Source organism: Streptomyces sp. JH34, from assembly GCF_029428875.1.
Classification (GTDB): Bacteria; Actinomycetota; Actinomycetes; order Streptomycetales; family Streptomycetaceae; genus Streptomyces.
The window spans coordinates 1,025,659-1,048,404 of sequence record NZ_JAJSOO010000001.1 but is presented as its reverse complement, the minus strand read 5'-3'; the positions used below and the strand labels follow the sequence as shown (position 1 = coordinate 1,048,404).

General features: G+C 72.7%; 20 protein-coding genes. 13 read left to right on the top strand and 7 right to left on the bottom strand.

The features are described 5' to 3' along the window. Position 1 precedes the first annotated feature (1 nt). From LWJ43_RS04805 to LWJ43_RS04795, 3 genes are read right to left on the bottom strand one after another with little or no spacing between them, the layout of a single operon-like run. Positions 2-1,075, bottom strand: coding sequence for an acyltransferase family protein (locus tag LWJ43_RS04805; RefSeq protein ID WP_277331029.1), 1,074 nt, complete (start codon positions 1,073-1,075; stop codon positions 2-4). After that, entirely contained in the window at positions 1,075-3,327 is a 2,253-nt protein-coding gene (locus LWJ43_RS04800; protein WP_277331028.1) for a bifunctional polysaccharide deacetylase/glycosyltransferase family 2 protein, read from the bottom strand. The genes LWJ43_RS04805 and LWJ43_RS04800 overlap by 1 nt, the downstream gene beginning before the upstream one ends. Beyond that, positions 3,327-3,809: a hypothetical protein gene (locus LWJ43_RS04795; RefSeq protein ID WP_277331027.1), complete on the bottom strand. Its 483-nt coding sequence runs from the start codon at positions 3,807-3,809 to the stop codon at positions 3,327-3,329. The genes LWJ43_RS04800 and LWJ43_RS04795 overlap by 1 nt, the downstream gene beginning before the upstream one ends. Before the next feature lie 293 nt (positions 3,810-4,102). Here LWJ43_RS04795 and LWJ43_RS04790 point away from each other — a divergent pair, with 293 nt between their 5' ends. Then, complete coding sequence (locus LWJ43_RS04790; protein ID WP_277331026.1) at positions 4,103-5,107, top strand: chitinase; 1,005 nt, start codon at positions 4,103-4,105, stop codon at positions 5,105-5,107. A gap of 17 nt (positions 5,108-5,124) precedes the next feature. Here LWJ43_RS04790 and LWJ43_RS04785 read toward each other — a convergent pair whose 3' ends face one another. Beyond that, entirely contained in the window at positions 5,125-6,018 is an 894-nt protein-coding gene (locus tag LWJ43_RS04785; protein ID WP_277331025.1) for a LysR family transcriptional regulator, read from the bottom strand. A 124-nt stretch (positions 6,019-6,142) separates the two neighbouring features. On the opposite strand from LWJ43_RS04785, the gene LWJ43_RS04780 reads away from it, so the two are divergent. The 9 genes from LWJ43_RS04780 (at position 6,143) to LWJ43_RS04740 (ending at position 16,678) form a co-directional block, all read left to right on the top strand. After that, complete coding sequence (locus LWJ43_RS04780; protein WP_277331024.1) at positions 6,143-7,144, top strand: aldo/keto reductase; 1,002 nt, start codon at positions 6,143-6,145, stop codon at positions 7,142-7,144. Positions 7,145-7,321: 177 nt separating this feature from the next. Continuing rightward, positions 7,322-8,155, top strand: a complete 834-nt coding sequence (locus LWJ43_RS04775) for a M55 family metallopeptidase (protein ID WP_277331023.1) — start codon at positions 7,322-7,324, stop codon at positions 8,153-8,155. Continuing rightward, positions 8,148-9,491, top strand: coding sequence for a M20/M25/M40 family metallo-hydrolase (locus LWJ43_RS04770; RefSeq protein ID WP_277331022.1), 1,344 nt, complete (start codon positions 8,148-8,150; stop codon positions 9,489-9,491). Before LWJ43_RS04775 ends, LWJ43_RS04770 begins: the two co-directional genes overlap by 8 nt. A gap of 55 nt (positions 9,492-9,546) precedes the next feature. Then, positions 9,547-11,547: a S9 family peptidase gene (locus LWJ43_RS04765; protein WP_277331021.1), complete on the top strand. Its 2,001-nt coding sequence runs from the start codon at positions 9,547-9,549 to the stop codon at positions 11,545-11,547. Then, positions 11,544-12,488: a S66 peptidase family protein gene (locus tag LWJ43_RS04760; protein WP_277331020.1), complete on the top strand. Its 945-nt coding sequence runs from the start codon at positions 11,544-11,546 to the stop codon at positions 12,486-12,488. Before LWJ43_RS04765 ends, LWJ43_RS04760 begins: the two co-directional genes overlap by 4 nt. 141 nt (positions 12,489-12,629) lie before the next feature. Further along, positions 12,630-14,405, top strand: coding sequence for a CocE/NonD family hydrolase (locus LWJ43_RS04755; RefSeq protein ID WP_277331019.1), 1,776 nt, complete (start codon positions 12,630-12,632; stop codon positions 14,403-14,405). 114 nt (positions 14,406-14,519) lie between these two features. Next, the gene (locus LWJ43_RS04750) at positions 14,520-14,753 is read left to right on the top strand and encodes a LapA family protein (RefSeq protein ID WP_277331018.1); all 234 of its coding nucleotides are present in this window, start codon (positions 14,520-14,522) and stop codon (positions 14,751-14,753) included. 139 nt (positions 14,754-14,892) lie between these two features. Further along, positions 14,893-15,987: a glutamate--cysteine ligase 2 gene (locus LWJ43_RS04745; protein ID WP_277331017.1), complete on the top strand. Its 1,095-nt coding sequence runs from the start codon at positions 14,893-14,895 to the stop codon at positions 15,985-15,987. Between the two features lie 160 nt (positions 15,988-16,147). Continuing rightward, positions 16,148-16,678: a P-loop nucleotide/nucleoside kinase family protein gene (locus tag LWJ43_RS04740; protein WP_277331016.1), complete on the top strand. Its 531-nt coding sequence runs from the start codon at positions 16,148-16,150 to the stop codon at positions 16,676-16,678. A gap of 4 nt (positions 16,679-16,682) precedes the next feature. Here LWJ43_RS04740 and LWJ43_RS04735 read toward each other — a convergent pair whose 3' ends face one another. From LWJ43_RS04735 to LWJ43_RS04725, 3 genes are all read right to left on the bottom strand, one after another. Next, positions 16,683-17,036, bottom strand: coding sequence for a VOC family protein (locus tag LWJ43_RS04735; protein WP_277331015.1), 354 nt, complete (start codon positions 17,034-17,036; stop codon positions 16,683-16,685). Between the two features lie 67 nt (positions 17,037-17,103). After that, positions 17,104-17,913, bottom strand: coding sequence for a methyltransferase domain-containing protein (locus LWJ43_RS04730; RefSeq protein ID WP_277331014.1), 810 nt, complete (start codon positions 17,911-17,913; stop codon positions 17,104-17,106). Positions 17,914-18,011: 98 nt separating this feature from the next. Further along, complete coding sequence (locus LWJ43_RS04725) at positions 18,012-19,508, bottom strand: bifunctional phosphatase PAP2/diacylglycerol kinase family protein (protein WP_277331013.1); 1,497 nt, start codon at positions 19,506-19,508, stop codon at positions 18,012-18,014. 224 nt (positions 19,509-19,732) lie between these two features. On the opposite strand from LWJ43_RS04725, the gene LWJ43_RS04720 reads away from it, so the two are divergent. From LWJ43_RS04720 to LWJ43_RS04710, 3 genes are all read left to right on the top strand, one after another. Further along, complete coding sequence (locus LWJ43_RS04720) at positions 19,733-20,506, top strand: IclR family transcriptional regulator (protein ID WP_277331012.1); 774 nt, start codon at positions 19,733-19,735, stop codon at positions 20,504-20,506. 20 nt (positions 20,507-20,526) lie between these two features. After that, positions 20,527-21,351, top strand: coding sequence for an SMP-30/gluconolactonase/LRE family protein (locus LWJ43_RS04715; RefSeq protein ID WP_385455368.1), 825 nt, complete (start codon positions 20,527-20,529; stop codon positions 21,349-21,351). Positions 21,352-21,494: 143 nt separating this feature from the next. Next, positions 21,495-22,733 (top strand): aminotransferase class I/II-fold pyridoxal phosphate-dependent enzyme, encoded by a 1,239-nt coding sequence (locus LWJ43_RS04710; RefSeq protein ID WP_277331010.1) that lies wholly within the window; start codon positions 21,495-21,497, stop codon positions 22,731-22,733. Positions 22,734-22,746: the final 13 nt, after the last annotated feature.

Genomic DNA, 22,746 nt, shown 5'->3' with positions numbered 1-22,746 from the left:
CTCACGGCAGCAGACGGGGCTTCCGCCTCGCCGCGACGTCCTCGACCCAGCCGAAGGACACCACCGCCACCGCGATCAGCACCCACGCGAGGCCGAACTGCGTCCACGGGCTGTCCAGCGGCAGGTGCTGCTCCAGCGCCGGTACCTCCCACATCAGATCGATGAGCGGCACCGCGGCCATCAGCGCCACCTCGTGCCAGAGATAGACCGTCACCGCGCGGGCGTTGAACACCGTCACGATCCGGTCGGCCACCGGATGACGCACGAGGCCGTCGAAGCGGGGCCGGAAACGCAGCAGGAGCAGGACGAACCCCGCCGACCACAACGCCTGGGCCAGCGGGATGTCGTCCAGGTCGAACGAGCCCTCCGCCGGGTGCCCGGCGGCCCACCAGGCCCCCGCCGCCATCAACGGCGCCGCGACGGCAAGCGCTCCCGGGCCACGCAGCCGGTCGAGCACACCGTCGCGGTGCGCGAAGCCCAGCAGCCAGCAGAACAGGAACACCGACGCGTCGCTCAGCGCGCTGCCCAGCCGGCCGTCCGGCACACCCGACACCGTCTCCAGCACCACGACGGGCACCAGCGACAGGACGAGCACGGGTAGCGGCGCCGGCCTGAAGAGACGCAGCAGCACGGGGGAGAGCAGCACGAACCACAGGTAGGCGCGCAGATACCAGAGCACCGCCCAGGCCTGCTCCCCCCACGCGTTGCCCGGCGGGTCGCCGACCGGCAGGACCCAGAGGAGGACGTCCGGCCCCGGTACCCAGCCGTGCAGCAGCATCGCCACCCCGAGTACGAGACCGAACAGCCACACCGGAACCAGCAGCCTCCGGAGTCTGCTGCGGAGCACCACGGGGGCCGGCCGTTCGAGCGAGCGGGCCATGAGCGATCCGGCGAGCGCGAACATCACGCCCATGGAAGGGAAGACGTATCCCAGCCATGGCCACGCGAAGGTGTGGTAGGTGACCACCCGGACGAGCGCCACGGCCCGCAGCACGTCGAAGGACCGGTCGCGGCCGGTGGCCGTCGCCGTCGCGGGGGAGGGCGGGGCCGCCGTCCTGCGGTGCGTCCCCGCCACTACGGCGCCCCGACCTGGGACGTGCCCACCTCGCCGGTGCGCTTCAGCTTCTGCCAGCGCAGCCGGCCGCCGGTCGCCGCCGTCACGCAGGAGTGGATCAGCACGAGGTACATCAACTGTCGGTAGGCGAGCTGCTGGAGGGGCAGCATCAGCAGACAGCGGTACTTCTCGCGGTCGAGACGGAAGGCGTACGCCGCGCAGAACAGCTGAACGGCCAGGACGGCCAGCCAGGCGAGCAGCGAGGCACGGAAGTCCACGAAGATCATCGCGTAGACGGTGAAGACGTCGATGAGCGGCGCGAACACGGGTGTGACGATCTGGAAGAGGACGACGAGCGGCATGCCGACCCGTCCGAAGCGCCCCGAGGGCCCCCGGTCGGTGACGGAACGGCGGTGCTTCCACAGCGCCTGCATGGTGCCGTAGCTCCAGCGGTAGCGCTGACGCCACAACTGCCCCAGGGAGGCCGGTGCTTCGGTCCAGGCGCGGGCGTGCTCGGCGTAGACGACGCGCCAGCCCGCACGGTGGAGCGCGATGGTGATGTCGGTGTCCTCGGCCAGGGTGTCCTCGCTCATCCCGCCGGCCTCGAGGACCGCCTGGCGGCGGAAGGCCCCGATGGCGCCCGGGATGGTGGGCATGCAGCGCAGCAGGTCGTACATCCGGCGGTCCAGGTTGAACCCCATCACGTACTCGATGTGCTGCCAGGCACCGATCATCGTGGACCGGTTGCCGACCTTCGCGTTGCCCGCGACGGCACCGATCCCGGGGTCGGCGAACGGCTGGACGAGCTGGTGCACGGCGTCCGGCTCGAAGACGGTGTCCCCGTCCATCATCACGACGATGTCGTACCGTGCGTGCCGCACGCCGTTGTTGAGCGCCGCGGGCTTGCCGGCGTTCTCCTGCCGGACCACCCGCACATTGGGCAGGCCGAGCGCTTCGGCGATCTCCGCGGTGCCGTCCGTCGAGCCGTCGTCGACGACCACGATCTCGATGGGATGGGTGCTCGCGGCGAGGGAGTTGAGGGTATTGGCGATGCACTCCTTCTCGTTGTACGCGGGGACGATCACACTGACCGGCCCGGTCACCTCGGGGCCCCAGGTGAATCCGCGCCTGTTCCGCTGCCGGTGGTGACGCCGCGCGAGCAGGAGCATCATGCCGAAGCGGCCCAGGACCGCGACGCCGACGACGGCGAGCACGGCGGCCAGTCCCGGCACGCTCCACTCCGCCACGGCGACGGCGGCGAGCAGCGCGCGGCCCTCCCAGACGCTCGCGGTGTCCGCCGTGCGGTGGGCGGCCTGCTCGGCGTTGCCCTGCGCCGATCCCGCCTGCGCGGGGCCGCCGGGCTGTGCGGCGCCGTCCCCGTCCCCACCGGTCTCGCCGGCGGCGGCCGCGTCCTGCTGCTGCGCGCCGCTGACGGTGGTGAAGGTGTAACCCTTCGCCTTCATCTTCTTGATGTACTTCGGCAGCGCGGCCAGCGTCTCGGAGCGGTCGCCGCCCGCGTCGTGGAACAGGACCGAGGCGCCCTCGCCGCCCTCCGGAGTCGCCCATTTGACGATCTTGGAGACGCCCGGCCGTTGCCAGTCCTCGCTGTCGGTGTCGATGAACACGCTGGTGTAGCCCATCGCGCCGAGGCGCTGGTAGACGGGCCAGCTGTAGTCGTCGATCGCGTCGGTCCTCGAGGAGTACGGGGCGCGGAACAGTGTCGTCGTGATGCCCGTCGCGCCGGCCAGCGCGAGCTGTGTCTGGGCGATCTCCCGCTTGACGCGGGCCTCGCTCTGGTACGAGAGGTCGACATGGGTGAAGGTGTGGACCCCCACCTCGTTGCCCTCGTCGACCATCCTGCTGACGACGTCCGGGTAGCGCGAGATCATGGAGCCGACGAGGAAGAAGGTGCCCGGCACGTCGTTCTCCTCCAGGATGTCCATCACCTTCCCGCTCCACTCGGGATCGGGGCCGTCGTCGAAGGTCAGCACGATGGTCTTGTCCGGCACGGACTGGCTGCGGGCGGTGCCGCCGGGGAAGCTCAGGATGGGCCCGCCCTCCAGCACCTCGTCGGGCACCGTGTCCGCCGAGGCGTTCGAGCGCACCCGCTGGTCGTCGCCGACCTCGGCGCGGAGGTATCCGTCCAGCAGCATCGTGCAGACGAGCCCGAGCAGGAGCACCAGGGCCATGATCACGCGGGGCCGGGGAACGGCCTGGCGCCCGACGCGGCCGATCCTGCCGGGGGTGGCGTGACGGCGGCGGGAGGCGGCCATCAGTTCGCCCCGCCCGATGCCGTAGCCGAGCCCGAGCCCGAGCCCGAGGCCGTAGCCGAGCCCGAGGCCGAAGCCGTCGCCTGGCCGGACGGGGCCGCTCCGCCGGACGCCGGCGGTGCGGGCGTGCCGCTCGGGGGTGCGGTGCCGCCCGGCGGCACACCGTAGCCGGGCCGCATCCTGCCGCCCGGCCCCGCTTCCGCGGCAGGCCCGCCGTCGAACGGGAGCAACTGGGAGGGGGTCAGGGAGATGCCGCCCATGAAGGCGAGCCCCAGCACGGCCGCGTAGCCGACGCACAGGGTGCCCAGCAGCACGCCGACGCGGCGCAGCAGCTTGGCCCGGCGCCCGGAACTGTCCACGAAGACGGGCCCCTCCTGGGGCTGCCCGGCCGTGCGGCGGCGCTCGGCCGCGCGGGCCGGGCCGGCGTGTGCCCGGCGTCGGCCGCGCGGCGCCAGGTCTTTCTCGATGACGGGGTCGGATTGCATGTGCGCATGGTGGCGAAGCTTGTTGTGCGAACTCTGGAGCTTTTCTGGCCGTCCGCTGTGAAAAGGGCCCGAACCTGTCGGCCCGCTGAGAGTGCGGCGGACGCGCTGCGGCTTTCCCGTACCTCTCGAACCCTGGTCCGCAGGGGAGTTGAGGGATTCGGATGACCGGCCGAGGCCCTTTTCCATGAGTTCGCTGTGTCCTTGCGAAGGCCCGTGGTGTGAGAGGTTCAGGAGGTCCCGGCAGCACCGGCTGCCGTTCCGGACGACTTTCCGAGAGCAGGTGCACATACGTCATGCAAAGGCGCACACGGGTCTCCTCGGCCCTTGCCGGGCTGATCGCGCTCGGCCTCGCCTGCTCGGCCTGCTCGACGGGCGGTGTCGCCGATCAGGCGAAGGGGTCCGCTCCGCCACCGCCGACGGCCACCCGGACCGACTACACGCCGTACGTGAGCGCCACGACCGCCGCCGACACCGACGACGCGGGGTCCCCCGACACGTACAACCTGGCCTTCGTGACCTCCGAGGCCGCCGGCTGCACCCCGCTCTGGGGCGGCACCACGGCGGTCACCGATGAGGCGGTCGCGGCCCGCGTCGAGAAGCTCACCGCGAGCGGGGCGGACGTCCGGGTCTCCTTCGGTGGCGCCGCGGGCACCGAGGCGGCACTGACCTGCGGCAGCGCACGGGAACTCGCCGACGCCTACGCGGAGGTGCTGGACGCCGTCGGCGCCACGAAGGCGGACTTCGACATCGAGGGCGACGCGCTCACCGACACCGCCTCCGTCACCCGCCGCAACGAGGCGCTCGCCCTGCTCCAGGACGAACGCGACCTCGACGTCACCTACACCCTGCCGGTCATGCCCGACGGGCTGGAGGACACCGGGACCGCCGTCCTGGAGGACGCGGTGGACCAGGGGGTCGAGATCTCCGCGGTGAACATCATGGCGATGAACTACAGCACCTCCCACGACGGCGACATGGGCGACTACGCCGGGAGCGCGGCACGCGCCGCCCACGACCAGCTCGTGGACCTCCTCAGGCTGTCGCAGGAAGCGGCGTGGAAGGCGCTGCACATCACCGTGATGATCGGGGTCAACGACGTCGAGGGGGAGACCTTCACCCTCGACGACGCGACGTCGCTGCGTGACTTCGCCACCCGTCAGGGGGTCGGCGCCCTCTCCCTGTGGGCTGCCTTCCGCGACCAGGAGTGCGCCTCGGGCGAGGGCACGGCGACCGCGTCGGACACCTGCAGCGGGATCGACCAGGAGGCGGGCGCGTTCGCCGAGGCGCTGAGCGGCTGAGACGCCGACGGCCCGGCTCAGCGCGGCGGGGCCGCCCGCACCAGGGCCATCAGCGCCTTCGCCCCGGGGCTCATGGCCCGGGACGGCGGGAGCACGACGACGCTCTCGTAGACCGGCCGGTGCGTCCCGGCGACATCCACGGCGACCAGTCCGCCCGCTTCCGGCTTGCGGGAGAAATGGTGCGGTACCACGGCGATCCCGAGCCCCTCGTGCACCAGTTCCAGCAGGCTGTGCACGTCGCTGACCTCGAGCGCCACGGTGCGGCGCACCCCCGCCGCGGTGAACGCCTCGTCCGCCGCGCGGCGGGGCCCCCAGTCCGGGTGGAAGTCGATGAACGACTCGCCGCGCAGGTCGTCCCACACCACTCGCGCCCCCTCCTCCGCGAACCGGTGGCCGGGGGAGCACAGGACGACCATGGGCTCGCGGGCCAGCGGTACGAGATCGCCCCGCCACTCCGGCGGGCTGACGGTCGCGGCGAACGCGAGGTCCAGCCGGCCGCCCGCCACCCCGTCCAGCAGGCTGGACGTGCCCTCCTGCCGGAGCCGTATCTCCATGTGAGGGTGCTCCCGGTGGAAGGCCGCGAGCAACCGCGCCGTGCTCACCCCGGCCACGCACTGCTCCACCCCGAGCGTCAGCGTGCCGCGCAGCAGACCCCGGACGGCGTCCACCGCGTCCCGCGCGGCCCTGGCGCCCGCCAGCGTGCGCTCGGCCTCCGTCAGCAGGGCCTGTCCGGCCTCGGTGAGCCGGACCGACCGGGTGGTACGGCTGAAGAGCGGCGTCTTCAGCTCGTGTTCCAGGGCCCGCACCGACGCGGACAGCCCCGACTGCGACACCGCCAGCCGCTCGGCCGCCCTGGTGAAGTGCTGCTCCTCGGCGACCGCGACGAAGTGCTCCAGCTGACGCAATTCCATGATTGAGCAATCTAGACGATGAATCCCAGCGCAATCTCCTGTTGGACCGCTGGATCTTTCTCCGCCAGTCTTGAGGACGCGCACCAGACCTGGCGCGCTACGCCGTGCCCCGTGGAGTGCTCGTATGTACCTTCCGTCCGCCGACCGCTACGACGCCATGCCCTACCGGCGCACCGGCCGCAGCGGCCTGCTGCTGCCCGCGCTGTCCCTCGGGCTCTGGCACAACTTCGGAGGCGACCGGACCCCCGAGACCCAGGGCGCGATCCTGCGCCGGGCCTTCGACCTCGGCATCACCCACTTCGACCTGGCCAACAACTACGGCCCGCCGCCCGGTTCCGCCGAAACCGCCATGGGCCGCGCCCTGAAGACGGACTTCGCCGGCCTCCGGGACGAGATCGTCATCTCGACGAAGGCGGGCTACCACATGTGGGACGGCCCGTACGGGGAGTGGGGATCCCGCAAGAACCTGCGCTCCTCGCTGGACCAGAGCCTGAACCGCCTCGGCCTCGACTACGTCGACATCTTCTACTCCCACCGCTTCGACCCGGACACCCCGCTCGAGGAGACCATGGGCGCCCTCGACACGGCGGTGCGCCAGGGCAAGGCGCTGTACGCCGGTGTCTCCAACTACTCCGCCGAGCAGACCCGCGAGGCGGCCCGCATCCTGAACGAGATGGGTACCCCCCTCCTCATCCACCAGCCGCGTTACTCCATGCTGGACCGCTGGGTCGAGGACGGACTGCTGGACGTCCTCGACGAGCTCGGCACCGGCTCCATCGCGTACTCCCCGCTGGAACAGGGCATCCTCTCCGACCGCTATCTGAACGGTGTCCCGGAGGGCTCGCGGGCGGCGGGTACCAGCCCGTTCCTGTCGGCCGAGGCCGTCACCCCCGACCTGGTCGCCCGGCTGGGCGCGCTCAACGAACTCGCGCGGGAACGCGGGCAGTCCCTCGCCCAGATGGCGCTCGCCTGGGTGCTGCGCGGCGGCCGGGTCACCTCCGCCGTCGTCGGCGCGAGCAGTGTCGCCCAGCTGGAGAACAGCGTCGAGGCGGTCCGCGGACTGGAGTTCGGCGACGACGAGCTGGCCCGGATCGAGCAGCTGGTCGAGGGCACCGGCCGCGTCTGATCCCGGAGCCGTCCGCCGCCCGGCACCCGGGCGGCGGACGGCTTCACCGGACTGGACCAGTGACAGATCACCGAGGCCCTGGCCCGGCGGTGCCCCGGCGCGTACCGTGATCCGGCACGAAGATCCTCTTCCCGTGACGGGCGGGGGAACGGCCGACCAGCGACAGGACCGCGCACCGTGAAGATCCTCGTCAGCGCCGACATGGAGGGCGCCACCGGAGTGACCTGGCCGGGCGACGTGCTGCCCGGCACCCCGCAGTGGGAACGCTGCCGTGCGCTCTTCACCTCCGACGTGAACGCGGCGGCGCTCGGCTTCTTCGACGGCGGAGCCGACGAGGTGGTCGTCAACGAGGCCCACTGGAGCATGCGCAACCTGCTCCTGGAACGGCTCGACGACCGCGTCCAGATGCTCACCGGCAAGCACAAGTCCCTCTCCATGGTCGAGGGCATCCAGCACGGGGACGTCGACGGCGTCGCGTTCGTCGGCTACCACACGGGCGCCGGCACGGAGGGCGTGCTCGCCCACACCTACCTCGCCAACTCCATCACCGGGGTCTGGCTGAACGGGGTCCGTGCCAGTGAGGGCCTGCTGAACGCCCACGTCGCGGCGGAGTACGGCGTCCCCGTCGTCCTCGTCACCGGCGACGACCTGACCTGCGTGGACGCCCGCGGCTACGCACCCGCGGCGCGCACGGTCGCGGTGAAGGACCACGTCTCGCGCTACGCCGCCGTGTGCCGCACCCCGGCCCGCACCGCCGCCGACATCAGGGCCGCCGCCGCCGAAGCGGCCGCGCTCGCCGTCCGCCACGCGCCCGTGACCGGCGGGTCCTGGACGGTGGAGCTGGAGTTCGACGCGGAGCATCTGGCGGCCGCCGCGACCGTGGTCCCCGGCGTGGCGCCGAGCGGCGAGCGGCGGGTCGCCTACACCAGCGGGACGATGTACGAAGGTATTCGCACGTTCAAGGCGGTGACGACGATCGTGTCGGCCGCCGTGGAGGAGCAGTATGGCTGAGGCGGACCACCCCACCGGACCGGTCGACGAGCGCGCCCTCGACGAGTCGGTGACGTTCACCTCCGAACTGATCCGGATCGACACGACCAACCGCGGCGACGGCAGCTGCCGGGAGCGCCCGGCCGCCGAGTACGTCGCGGAGCGGCTGGCCGGCGCCGGGCTGGAGCCCGCTCTCCTGGAGCGCACCCCTGGACGGACGAACGTCGTCGCCCGGATCCAGGGCACCGACCCGTCGGCCGACGCCCTCCTCGTGCACGGCCACCTCGACGTGGTGCCCGCCATGGCGGCCGACTGGTCCGTGCACCCCTTCTCCGGCGAGGTGCGCGACGGCGTCGTGTGGGGGCGCGGCGCCATCGACATGAAGAACATGGACGCGATGGTCCTCGCCGTGGTCAGGGCCTGGGCGCGTGCGGGCGTCCGCCCGCGCCGCGACATCGTCGTCGCCTACACGGCCGACGAGGAGGCCAGCGCCGACGACGGCGCCGGGTTCCTCGCCGACCGGCACGCGGGGCTCTTCGACGGCTGCACGGAGGGCATCAGCGAGTCCGGGGCCTTCACCTTCCACGCCGGACCCGGCATGGCGCTCTACCCCGTCGCCGCGGGTGAACGCGGCACGGGATGGCTGAAGCTGACAGCGGAGGGCAAGGCCGGTCACGGCTCCAAGGTCAACAAGGCCAACGCCGTCAGCAGGCTCGCCGCCGCCGTCGCCCGGATCGGGGCCCACGAGTGGCCCGTGCGGCTCACCCCGACGGTACGGGCCGCGATCGTGGAGATCGCCGCGCTGCACCACATCCGCGTCGATCCCGACGCCCCCGGATTCGACGTGGACGAGCTCCTCGGCAAGCTCGGCCCGGCCGCCGCCCTGATCGAGCCGACCGTGCGCAACAGCACCAACCCGACGATGCTGGAAGCCGGTTACAAGGTCAACGTGATCCCCGGCCGTGCCACCGCCCAGATCGACGGCCGCATGGTGCCCGGCGGTGAGGACGAGTTCCGCGAGACCCTGGACCGCCTCACCGGCCCCGGCGTCGACTGGGAGTTCCAGCACCGGGAGGTCGCCCTCGAAGCGCCGGTCGACTCGCCGACGTACGCGAAGATGCGCGCGGCCATCGAGATGTTCGACCCGGACGCCCACGTCGTCCCCTACTGCATGTCGGGCGGCACGGACGCCAAGCAGTTCTCCCGTCTGGGCATCACCGGCTACGGCTACTCCCCGCTGAAGCTGCCCGTCGGCTTCGACTACCAGGCGCTGTTCCACGGTGTCGACGAGCGCGTCCCCGTCGACGCGCTGCACTTCGGCGTCCGGGTCCTGGACCAGTTCCTGCGCACCGCCTGACCCGCCGCACCACTCGCTGAACCGCACTGTCAGAACCAAGAGGGGGGAATCGATCATGGTGTCCACAGAGGCGTACGGCACGTGGCCGTCACCGGTCGACGCGGCGCTGACCGCCGCGCAGGACGGCAAGCCGGAATTCGTCGGCACCGTCGGCGACGAGGTGTGGTGGACGGAACCCCGCCCCGCCGAAGGCGGCCGCCGCGCCCTCGTGCGCCGCCGCGCGGACGGCGGCACCGGGTCCGTGCTCCCCGCACCGTGGAACCCGCGCAGCCGCGTCATCGAGTACGGCGGAATGCCGTGGGCGGGCGCCCCGCGTGAGGAGGGCGGACCGCTGGTCGTCTTCGTCCACTTCCCCGACCAGCGGATGTACGCCTACGCGCCGGACGGGCCCGACGAACCGTGGCCGCTCACCCCCGTGTCCGACATCGGCGGCGGACTGCGCTGGGTGGACCCGCAGTTGCAGCTCGCACACGGTGAAGTGTGGTGCGTACTGGAGGAGTTCACGGGGGAGTCGCCCACCGATGTGCGCCGGGTGATCGCCGCCGTGCCACTGGACGGTTCGGCCGCCGCCGATCGCGGAGCCGTACGTGAACTCACCGACGACCGGAACCGGTTCGTCACCGGCCCCCGGCTGTCGCACGACGGCGGCCGCGTCGCCTGGATCGCGTGGGACCACCCGCAGATGCCGTGGGACGGCACCGTCGTGAAGATGGCAGACGTCACCGCCGACGGCACCTTCACCGGGGTCCGCCCTCTGGTCGGCGACGTCGACGAGTCCGTCGTCCAGGTGGAGTGGGACCGCGACGGCTCGCTGCTCTTCGTCTCGGACGTCGGAGGCTGGTGGGAGCTCCAGCGGATCAGGCCGGACGCCGTCGCCGACGCGGTCGTCCCCACCAGCCGGCTCTGCGCGGTCAGGAACGAGGAGTTCGGCGGGCCGTTGTGGAGGATCGGCCTGCGCTGGTTCCAGCTCCTGGACAACGGGCTCATCGCGGTCATCCACGGCCGGGGCACCACGGCGCTCGGTGTGCTCGACCCCGAGACCGGTGAACTGGTCGACGCCGTCGGCCCCTGGACCGCGTGGGCCGAGACGCTCGCCGTGCAGGACACCAGGGTCATCGGAATCGCCGCGAGCCCCCACACCTCGTACGAGGTGGTGGAGCTGGACACGGCCACCGGGCACACCCGGACCATCGGCGCGCCCCACGAGGACGCCGTCGACCCCGCCTACCACCCCGAACCGGTGATCCGCACCTTCACCGGACCGGGCGGCCGGGAGATCCACGCCCACGTGTACCCCCCGCGCCACCCCGACCGCACGGGCCCCGAGGGCGAACTGCCGCCCTACGTCATCTGGGCGCACGGCGGTCCCACCGGCCGCACCCCGCTCGTACTCGACCTGGAGATCGCCTACTTCACCTCCCGGGGCATCGGCGTCGCCGAGGTCGACTACGGCGGCTCGACCGGCTACGGCCGCGCCTACCGCGAACGGCTCCGCGAGGAGTGGGGCGTCGTCGACGTGGAGGACTGCGCGGCCGTCGCGCTGGGCCTGGCCGAGGAGGGTTCGGCCGACCGGGGCCGGCTGGCGATCCGGGGCGGAAGCGCCGGGGGCTGGACCACCGCCGCCTCCCTCACCCGGACCGACGTGTACGCCTGCGGGGCGATCAGCTACCCGATCCTCGACCTGGAGGGCTGGGCGACCGGTGAGACGCACGACTTCGAATCGCAGTACCTGGAATCGCTCGTCGGCCCCTACGCCGAGGTGCCCGAGCGCTACCGGGAGCGCTCACCCGTCAACCACACCGACAGGCTGACCGCGCCGTTCCTGCTGCTCCAGGGACTCGACGACCCGATCTGCCCACCCGTCCAGTGCGAGCGCTTCCTCACCGCGATCGAGGGGCGCGGCATCCCCCACGCCTACATCAGCTTCGAGGGTGAGGGGCACGGGTTCCGCAGGGCCGAGACGGTGAAGCGCGCCCTGGAGGCCGAACTCTCCCTGTATGCACAGACGTTCGGCATCGAGCGCCTCGACGTGCCCCGGCTGGAGTTGAAGAAGTGACCCTGGAACCGCTCGCACGCCCGGCCCGGCTGCGGCCCGGCGCCCGGGTCGCGGTCGTCGCCCCCAGCGGCCCCGTGCCGGCCGAGCGGCTCGAACGCGGCCTCGACCTCCTGCGGGGATGGGGCCTGGATCCCTTCGCGACCCCTCACGCGCTCGACACGCACCCGCGGCTCGGCCACCTCGCCGGTACGGACGAGGACCGCGCCCGGGACCTCCAGGAGGCCTGGTGCGATCCGGGCGTGGACGCCGTGCTGTGCGCCAGGGGAGGGTACGGCGCGCACCGCATGGTCGATCTCCTGGACTGGTCCGCGATACGGGCGGCCGGGCCCAAGGCGTTCGTCGGGTACAGCGACATCACCGTGCTGCACGAGGCGTTCGCCCTTCGGGCCGGATTCGCCACGCTGCACGGCCCTATGGTCGCCACCGAGGCCTTCCTGAAGGACGAGGCCACGCAGGACAGCCTGCGGTCCACCCTGTTCGCACCCGAATCGGTGCTCACCCTGGGCCTGGACACGGCGGCGGCGCTGGTCCCCGGTACGGCGTGGGGGATCACCTTCGGCGGCTGTGTGAGCCTGCTCGCCGCCGACGCCGGAACCCCGGGCGCCCGGGCCTCGGCCCGGGGCGGGCTGCTGGTGATCGAGGACACCGGGGAGGAGCCGTACCGGCTCGACGGCATCCTCACCCGGCTGCTGCGCATCGGCGCCCTGGACGGGCTGTCCGGTGTGGTCTGCGGCTCGTGGGAGGCCTGCGGACCCTACGAGGGGATACGGGCCGTACTCGTCGACCGGCTCGGCGGTCTCGGGATCCCGGTGGTCGAGGAGTTGGGCTTCGGCCACGGCCCCACGGCGCTCACCGTCCCGCTCGGGGTGCCCGCGGTGCTGGACGCGCCCGCCGACGGCAGCCGGTGCACCCTCACCTCCCAGGTGCCGGCGCTGATCTGACGCGACGGCGGCCGCAGGACCGCGCCGGATCTTCCCGGGAGACTCGGCCCCCGTACGTTGACAGAGGTATGAGCTGTGTCACAGCATGGGCCGGGCCCGGTACTTACCGGTCGGTAAGGTGTCCTCGGTGTGGAGGTCCATGTGTCGCGAGCCGTATCCAGATTCCGCCGTCCACTCACCGTGCTCGCCGGGGCGGCACTCATCGCCCCACTCGCCCTGACCGGTGCGCCGCCGGCCGCAGCGACCGGCGGATACAGCGTCACCGCGCTGGAGTTCACCGTGCGGGCCGGTGACCGGTCCTGCACGGTGGACGCCGATCTCTACAGGCCCACCGGTGTCGACGCGCGGCACCCGGCCCCGGCCGTCCTCGCCACCAACGGCTTCGGGGGCAGCAAGTCCGACGGCTCGACCGACGTCATCGGCAAGGCCTTCGCCGAACGCGGCTACGTCGGCCTCGTCTACTCGGGCCTGGGGTTCGGCGGGTCCGGCTGCCTCATCACGCTCGACGACCCCGCGATCGACGGCAGGGCGGCCTCCGGCCTCGTCGACTTCCTCGCGGGGACCCGCGCCGCCGACGACGGCACCAAGGCCGACTTCGTCACCTCCGACGGACCCGGCGACCCGGTGGTCGGGATGATCGGCGGTTCGTACGGCGGAGCGATCCAGCTGGCGACCGCCTCCGCCGACCGGCGCGTCGACGCGCTCGTCCCCCTGATCACGTGGAACGACCTGGGGTACTCGCTCGCCCCCAACGCCACCGGGGCGACGCGGGGTGTCTCCTCCGACACCCCCGGCGTCTTCAAATGGCAGTGGACCAACGGCTTCTACCTGATGGGCGAGGGTCAGCCCCTGCTGGTCCCGAGTCTCGACCCGTCGCGCTTCGGCAGCCTCGGCTGCCTCCACTTCGCCGCGCGGGCCTGCGACACCATCCGCCTCCTGAACTCCGGCAGCTACCCGGCCGCCGCGACCCAGGAGATGCTGACGTACGCGCGGAGCGTCTCACCCGCCTCCTACCTCTCCGGTGTCACCGCTCCCACGCTCCTCGTCCAGGGCCAGGCCGACAGCCTGTTCAACCTCGACGAGGCCACCGCCACCTACCGGGCGCTCAGGTCCCAGGGCACGACGGCGAAGATGATCTGGCAGGCGTGGGGCCACAGCGGCGGTCAGGTGCCCGGCGAACTCGACCTCTCCACGGGTGATCTGGAGTCCAGTTACGTCGGGCAGCGCATCCTCGACTGGTTCGACCGCTACCTCCACCACGACGAGGAGACCTCCACCGGACCCGAGTTCGCCTACTACCGGGACTGGGCGAGCGGCTACGGCACCGCGGGCTCCGTGCCCGCCCCCTCCCGCACGATGTACCTCTCCGGCGACGGCGCCCTCGTGGACAGCCGCTCGGAGGTGGCCCGCGGCAGCCGCCAGTACACCAACTGGCTGCTGCCCACCAGCCACTCCGAGAGCTCCCTCGCCGGGATCATCGGCCTGTCCGACCCGGCGCCGTACGACACCAAGGGCACCTACCTGGGCTGGACGAGCGCCCCGCTGACCGCGCCGGTGGACGTCGTCGGCGCGCCGAAGGCCACCTTGAAGGTCGTGTCCCCGAAGACGGAACGGGTCCAGAACAGCGGTGACGCCGCGGACAAGCTCGTGCTCTTCGCCAAGGTGTACGACGTGGCGCCCGACGGGACCCAGAAGCTCGTCAACCGCCTGGTCGCCCCGGTACGCGTTCCCGACGTCACCCGCCCCTTCACCGTGGAGCTGCCCGGCATCGTCCACCGGTACGAGGCCGGGCACCGGCTGCGGTTCGTGATCGCCGGGAGCGACACGGCGTACTTCGGGAACCGGGGCGTCAAACCCGTCACCGTGGTCAGCGCTCCGCAGGACACCGGAGTCCTGGAGCTCCCCGTGGTCGGCTGACCGTCACCCGTACGGCCCTGCTCCGCAGCTCATCGAGTCCGTGACGGAGCGATCCTGGGGGCTGGGGACCGCCGTTCCCGCCCCGGACCCCAGGACCCAGCGAAAGGGCCGCCCATGAGTCCCAAGGACGTATCCGGCGGGAGCACGGGCGCCTTCAGCCCCGCCCGCATCGCCGTCACCCTCCTGGCCGTGCTGACGATCGTCTTCATCTGCGTGAACACCACCGAGGTCACCATCCGCGTGATCATCCCGAAGGTCACGATGCCGCTCTGGGCCGCCCTCCTCGGCGTCTTCGTGGCGGGTGCGCTCTGCGGGGCCTACCTGTTCCGCAGGCGGTCCTCGAGGTAGGGGAGGACCGCTCGTCCCCCCCCCGGCCGTTCTCCGCACGTCCGTGGCCTGTGCGGCAGCCTGAAAGGCGGCGCCGGGGGTACGCGCGTCTCATCACGCCCCAGGGGCGTGGCGGACGACTGTGGACGGCGGAGAGGACATGAACGTGCGGACTGTCGGTGTCGAGGAGGAGCTCCTGCTCGTGGACGCGGGAAGCGGCGATCCCCGGGCACTGTCCACGGCGGTGCTGGCCCTCGCGGAACGCCGCGCCGAGGGCGACTCCGTGTTCGAGCCCGAACTGCATGATCAGCAGGTCGAGTTCGCCACCGAGCCGCGCACTGCGATGGCGGACCTGGCGGAGGAGATACGGCGCTGGCGTGCCGAGGCGGCGGACAGCGCGGCCGAGGCGGGCGCCGCCGTCGCGGCCCTGGCGACCTCTCCGCTGCCCGTCAGCCCCTCCATAGGGCAGGACGAACGGCACCGGTGGCTGGCCCGGCGTTTCGGCCTGACCGCACAGGAGCAGCTGACCTGCGGCTGTCATGTGCACGTGTCGGTGGATTCGGACGAGGAGGGCGTCGCGGTGCTGGACCGGGTACGGCCCTGGCTCCCGGCTCTGCTGGCCCTGAGCGCCAACTCCCCCTTCTGGCAGGGGAAGGACACCTCCTACGGCAGCTACCGGAGCAGGGTCTGGGGCCGCTGGCCCTCGGCCGGCCCGGTGGAGCTGTTCGGCTCGGCCGACCGCTACCACGCGCAGGTCGGGGAACTGGTCGGCACGGGAGTCCTGCGCGACAAGGGAATGATCTACTTCGACGCCCGGCTCTCGCACCGGTATCCCACGGTGGAATTCAGGGTGGCAGACGTGTGCCTCGATCCGGCGGACACCGTGCTGCTGGCCACGCTCGCCCGGGGCCTGGTCGAAACGGCGTCACGCGCCTGGCGGGCCGGGGACCCGCCGGACCCGGTCGCGGCGAGCGTGCTGCGCATGGCCGACTGGCAGGCCGCGCGCTCGGGTACGGAGGGACAACTGATCCATCCGGTCACCAGGCGTCCCGAACCGGCCGCCGACGTCGCGCACGCCCTGCTCGACCACGTCCGTGAGGCGCTGGAGGACAGCGGGGACCTCGCGTCGGCGGAGGCCGCGCTGCGGACCCTGCTGGGACGGGGTACGGGCGCGCGGGTCCAGCGGGAACTGCTCGCGGATTCGGACAGTCTCCGCACCGTCGTGACCGAGTGCGCGGCCAGGACGCGCGGCTGACACCCATGGCGTCCGTGCGTGCCCGGGCCGGCCGGCCCGGGCACCGGGCGACTTCCCCGAACAGGGGACGTGGGCGCGCCAGGAGGGTGAGGATGGAGCGCATGCGCAGGCGTGTGGTCCTCGACGCCTTCGCCGAACCGGAGAACGGCGGGGAGGGCCGGTGATCATCTGGGTGAACGGCGCCTTCGGCAGCGGCAAGACGACGCTCGTCGAGGAACTCCGCGGGAGGATGCCCGACGCGCTCGTCTACGACCCCGAGCAGACGGGCTTCGTCCTGCGGGAGATCGTGGAGGTGCCGACCGGCGACTTCCAGGACCTGCCTCTGTGGCGTAGGCAGGTCGCGGACATGGCGGTCGGCCTAGTGCGCGAGTACGCGCGCCCGGTCCTCGTCCCGATGACCCTGGTCGATCCCCGGTACGCCGACGAGATCTTCGGGGCCCTGAGGGCCGCCGGGGTTACGGCACACCATTTCTTTCTCGATGTGCCCGCGCCCGTCCTGGAGGCGAGGCTCGAAGCACGGGTCCTCTGCCCCGGTGATCCCGCACGCGACGAACGGGCCCGCGCCTGGTGCAAGGCGCAGGTGCCCCGGTGCGTGGCCGCCGCCGGCCGGCTCGGGGGAGGGACCGTACGGCTCGACGGCGAACAGGCCACACGTGAACTCGGCGACCGGGTCATGTCGCTGCTCGCCTGAACGGTCAGGCGGGCACGTTCCGGTCGACGTACTCGAAGACCGAGCCGTCCGGGTGCAGGGCGATCAGATTGCGGCCCGCCGGGGTGGGCAGCGGGCCCGCGACGACCTTGGCGCCCACCCTGGTGAGCGCCGCGTGCGCCTCGTCGACGTCCTTGACCGCGATGGTCGCCGACACCTTGCGCAGCACCTCCAGCTCCGCCTCCGGCCCGCTCATCAGCAGGAAGCAGCCGATCGCGGCCACCGAGACCCCGCCGCGCTCGAAGCGCAGCGCCGGAGTGCCGGTCAGGCCCTCGTAGAAGGCCACCGAGGTCTCCAGGTCGTCGACACAGATGCGCAGCGTGGTTCCCAGGATCTCCATGCCCACGAGGGTAGTTGCCGACCCGCCCGGATGTGATCGGTTCCCCGCCGCCGCCCCCGTCGCCTGATCACGCGCGGCAGAGAACCTCGCCGTGGGGCACCATGAACCACGCGTCGGGCTCCTCGCCCCACGCGCGCCAGGCGTCCGAGACCGCCGCCAGCTCCTCCGCGCTCGCGTGGCCGCCGTCCACCGCCGGCCTCGCGTACACCGACGCCGTCGTACGCTCCGCCCACAGGCCGCTCCACCAGGCGCGGTCCTCCGGTGTGGCGAAGCACCAGGCCGCCGCGGTCGGGGTGATGTCGGTGAAGCCCGCCCGCCGGGCCCAGGACAGCAGGCGGCGTCCGGCGTCGGGCTCCCCGCCGTTGGCGCGGGCCACCCGGCCGTACAGGTCCTGCCACTCGCGCATCCCGGGCACCTCCGGGTACCAGGTCATGGCCGCGTAGTCGCTGTCGCGGGCCGCGACGACGCCACCCGGCCGGCAGACCCGCCGCATCTCGCGCAGCGCCTGTACCGGATCACCCACGTGCTGGAGCACCTGGTGGGCGTGCACGACGTCGAAGGAGTCGTCCGGGAAGTCCAGGGCGTGGACATCGGCGGTGGCGAACTCCACGTTGTCCAGGCCGTGTTCCGCGGCGGTCTCCGCCGCGCGGTCGAGGGCGTCGCGGCTCGGGTCGACGGCACTCACCCGCCCGGGCGCCACCAGCGCGGCGATGTCCGCGGTGATGGTGCCCGGGCCACAGCCCACGTCCAGGACCGTCTGCCCCGGACGGAGCTCGGGGACCAGGTACGCCGCCGAGTTGGCGGCGGTCCGCCACCGGTGCGAGCGCAGCACCGACTCGTGGTGGCCGTGTGTGTAGACGGCGGTTTCCTTCGGCATGGCTGTACGTCCTCTCTCGGACCTCAGTCGCGGGCGATGGCGCCGACGGTACGCCGCGATGTCGGATCCTGAGACAGGTATCTCGTTATGTGAGAGCGCTACACGGGCATCGGGCAGTACACCGTCAGCGCCTCGGGCAGTTTGTCGATCAGCAACTCCGTCCCGGAGTGCGCCACTTCGCCGTCGAACGCGTACGGAGTGCCGGGTGTGAGCCCTGCGAGCCGGACCCTGCTGCGCCGTACGGCGGCGTGGACGGGGGACCGGCTCAGTGGTCCGGCGACGGCCGCGGCGAGCAGCCGGAGGCCGGGGGTGCGGCCTCCGTGCACCACGCGGACGTCCAGCAGTCCGTCCGCCAGGTTGTGGCGGCGGCCCGGGGCCGGCCCCACCCTCTGGAACAGCCCGTTGCCGACGAAGAGGAGCCACAGCGGCCGTCGCCTGCCCTGGAGTTCGGCGGTCAGGGGGCGGGAGCCGCGCAGGGCCTCGAAGGCCGCAAGTACCCCGGCGGGCCAGCCGCCGATCCTGGGTGCCCAGTGCTCCCGGGTCCGCACGAGCTCCGGGTACACACCCAGGCTGAAGGCGTTGAGGAAGTAGCCGGGCGCCCCGTCCGGTCCCTCCGGTCCCGGCAGGAAGCGGCCGAGGTCGACCCGGACCGCGTCGCCGGCGGTGAGGGCCGTCACGGTGTCCTGCACGGTCTCGATGCCGAGGTCGTAGGCGAAGTGGTTCAGGGTGCCGCCGGGGAACACCGCGAGCGGGACGTTGTGGGTCGCCGCGGCGGCCGCCGCCATGTTGACGGTTCCGTCGCCCCCGCAGACACCCAGGGCCTTGCCCTGGCGGGCCGCCTCCTCCAGGCATCCCCGCAGGTCGGCGGGCGCGCACTCCACCGTCTCCGCGAGCGGCAGCGCGTCGCGGATCAGGGCTGCCGCGTTCGTCGCGGAGCCGGACTCGCGGTTGACGACCACCACGAGGTCCTTGCCGGCGGGCAGTACCGGAGCCCCGGACCGCGGCCGGCCCGGCGCCGGCAGCTGCCCGCGGGTCGGGACGACACCTCGCAGTGCGAACGCCGCGCCGACCCCGAGCGCCGCACCGGCCACCACATCGCTCGGATAGTGGACCCCGGTGTAGACGCGGGAGGCGGCCACGGCGGCGGCCACGGGCGCGACGACCGCGCCCCAGCCCTTCGACTCCAGGGCGACCCCCGTCGCGAAGGCCGCCGCGGAAGCCGCGTGCCCCGACGGGAAGGAGGTGGTGAACGGCTGACGCTTCAGCTGCCTCATGACCGGGACCATGTCCAGTATCGGGCGCTCCCTGCGCACCGCCTGCTTGCCCACGGTGTTGATCGCGGCCGAGGCGACCGCCAGCGAGGCGACCCCGCGCAGGGCCGCCCTACGGGACCGTGCGCTGGAGCCCAGCGCCGCCATGCCCGCGGCGGCTCCGAACCACAGCAGCCCGTGGTTGGCGCTGCGGCTCAGCCGGGGCAGGACGGCGTCGGCGCCGGGCCAGTGTCTCTCGGCCACGCCCTGGAACGCGGCGACATCGCGCTGCAGGAACCGGGTGCGCCAGAAGCCGGGGGAGAAGGGACCACTCTGTGTCGACATGGGACAGCGAATACCCTGCGACCGGTCGGTGAACCAGGAGGCGCGCACGGTGAGGTCCGTCGCACACCGGTCGAACCGCGTGAATCGGATGAAGTGTGTCGAATTCCCGTCGCCCTTCCCGGCTCGTCGCAGCTGAGGCGTTGCCCCGACAAGATCCGGCCCGTTAGCCTGCGTTCGTGATTCCGGTCATTGGCCGGAGTGTCGAACGAGATTGGTGGGCGATCATGGGGCGACTCGTCCCTGCGGTGACCAGGGCGCTGGATGTTCTCGAACTCTTCCTCCAGGGTGAGGGAACCCTCTCCGCCCCCGAGGTCACCCGCAAGCTCCAACTGCCGCGGACCACCGTCCACGAGCTGCTCACCACGCTCGCCGCGCGGTCCTACCTGGTCACGGTCCCGGAACAGCCGGGCCGCTACCGGCTGGGTGTGCGCACCTACCAGCTCGGCAGCCGTTACGCCGAACAGCTCGACCTCGCCGCCGAGGGCCAGCAGGTGGCCCGTGAGGTCGCCGAGACCTGCGGCGAGACGGTCCACGTGGCGATCCTGGAGGACACCGAGGTCATCTACATCGCCAAGGTGGACTCCACGCACGCCGTGCGCATGGTCTCCGCCGCGGGCCGCAAGCTGCCCGCCCACTGCACCTCCGTCGGCAAGCTGCTGCTCGCCGCCCTCCCGGAGGCGGAGCTCGACGCCCGTCTGGACGGGCGCGAGCTCGTCGCCATGACCGACAACAGCCTCACCGACGCCGTGGAGCTGCGGGCCGCGCTCGCCGTCGTCCGCAAGCGCGGCATAGCGGTCGAGCACCGCGAGTCGAACCCGGACGTGAGCTGTGTGGCCGCCCCCGTACGGGACCGGTCGGGACGCGTCGTCGCCGCGCTCTCCATCTCGGTGCCGATGATCCGCTGGAGCGAGGAGCGTGAGGCGGAACTCGCACAGCTCGCGGCGGGGGGCGCGGACGCGCTGTCCGGCCGGCTCGGACACCACCGGGGGCAGATGTGAGGGCCGCCCCCGAGGTGGCCGTGCGCGAGACGGCGGAGCTGGGTGAGGGCCCCACCTGGGACGCGGCGGCGGGACGGCTGATCTGGGTCGACATCCTCTCCGCCCGGGTGCACACCTACGACCCGTCGACCGGCCGCCGCACCGTGATGGCCACCGGGCAGCACGTGGGGGCCGCGAAGCCACGGGAGGGCGGCGGCCTCGTCGTCGCGCTGCGGGACGGCATCGGACTGTACGGCGCCGACGGTGCCTTCTCCTGGCTGGTCCACGACCCCGTCCCCGGGCGGCGCGGCAACGACGCCGCCGTGGCGCCGGACGGCTCGCTCTGGGCGGGCACGATGCGCTACGACGAGGCGGAGGGGGGCGGCACCCTGGCCCGGATCGCCCCGCACGGCACGGTGAGCCCGGTCCTGGACGCGGTGACGGTGAGCAACGGCACCGGATGGAGTCCGGACGGCCGGCTCATGTACTACGTCGACACCCCCACGCGCCGCGTCGACGTCTTCGACGTGGACGGGGAGCGCGTCCTGAACCGGCGCCCCTTCGTCACCGTCGAGGACGGCCCGGGGTGGCCCGACGGGCTGACGGTGGACGCCGAGGGCTGCGTGTGGGTCGCCTTCTGGGACGGCGCGGCGATCCGGCGCTACACCCCCGACGGCCGGCCGGACCTGGTCGTGGAACTGCCGGTCCGGAGGCCCACGGCGTGCGCGTTCGGCGGGTCCGGGCTCCGCGACCTCTACGTGTCCACCGCCCGGACGGGCCTGGACGCACCCCACCCGCTGTCGGGCTCCCTGCTCGTGCTCCCGGACCTGGGTCAGGGGCTGCCGGGGACGCCGTTCGCGGGGTGAGCGGCCGGGACGCCGAGCGGCCGTCCCGGCGGGGCGCCGGAGTGCGTGATTCTGCCGCCTTCCGGCGCCGGTCCGGGGGCGGAAGGCGGGGAACCTCCGTATAAAGGGGCCTGAGGGCGACGCAGGCGGAGGGAGGCCCCGGGATGCACTGGAGCGAGCGGGAGCCGCCCCGCCCCCTCGGGGAGGACCACGGACCCGTCAGGTACGGGCCGCCCGCACCGGACCCCGGACTCCCCGTGCTGCCCGAGCTGGCCGCCGTACTGGCCGCGTCGGCCGCGCGGACGCTGCCCGAGCCTCCTGGTGGCGGAACGATCCTGCGGGAGGCGGCCACTGCCTACTGGGAGCGGCGCGGCCTGCACGGTGGCCCCGGGGACGTCGCGGCGGCCCCGGGCGTCCAGTCCCTCCTGCTCGCGCTGATCGCCGCGTACGGAGGCGACGTGCTCATGCCCCGGCCGTGCCCCGCCACATGGATGCCGCAGGCACGGCTGCTGGGCCGGCCCGCCTACCACGTGCCGACACCCGCCGAGTGCGGCGGCATCCCCGACCCGTACGCCCTGCTGGAGACGGTGCGCAGGGTCCGTGCCGAGGGCGGCCGGCCCCGGCTGCTCCTGATCTCCGTGGCCGACGACCCGACCGCGACCCTCGCCCCGCCCGAACTGGTCCGCGAGGCCTGCGAGGCCGCCGTCTCCGAGGGCCTGCACGTCATCAGCGACGAGACCTGGCGGGACACCCTCCACCGGCCCCACGACACCGTCATGCTCAGCCCCGCGGAGATGTGTCCCGACGACGTCACCGTCCTGTCCGACCTCGCCGGAGCCCTCACCCCGTCCGCCTGGCCGGTCGCCGTCGCGCGCTTCCCGGCCACCGCGCGCGCCGCGGCGCGCCGCGCCCGCGTGCTCGACATCCTCACCGCACTCGGCGCCCTCGTCGCGGAGCCGGTGGCCAGGGCCGCCGCCCACGCCCTGCACGAACCCGACGCCGTCACGGAGCGGATCCGGCAGGCGGCGCGTCTCCAGGCCCAGGTCGCCTCCGCCGCGCACCGCGCGGTGCTCACCGTGGGCGCCCTCGCCAGGCCGCCGCAGGCCGGTCGCCACCTCTACGCCGACCTCGGCCCGCTGCGCGCACGGCTCGCGGCGCGAGGCGTCACGGACTCCATGGAGCTCGAGGACTACCTGACGAAACGTATCGGCGCCCCGGCTCCCGGCGGGCACCGGTTCGGGGACGAACTGGGAGCGCTGCGGGTACGACTGGGTACCGGACCGCTGCTCGGCTCAACCCCGGAGCAGCAGATGGAGTCCCTCACTGCGGTGGAGCCCTTGAAATTGCCGCACGTCGCCCGGGCGCTGAGCATTTTCGCAGCAGCCCTCGATGAACTCCGATGACAGGAGCCTCTCG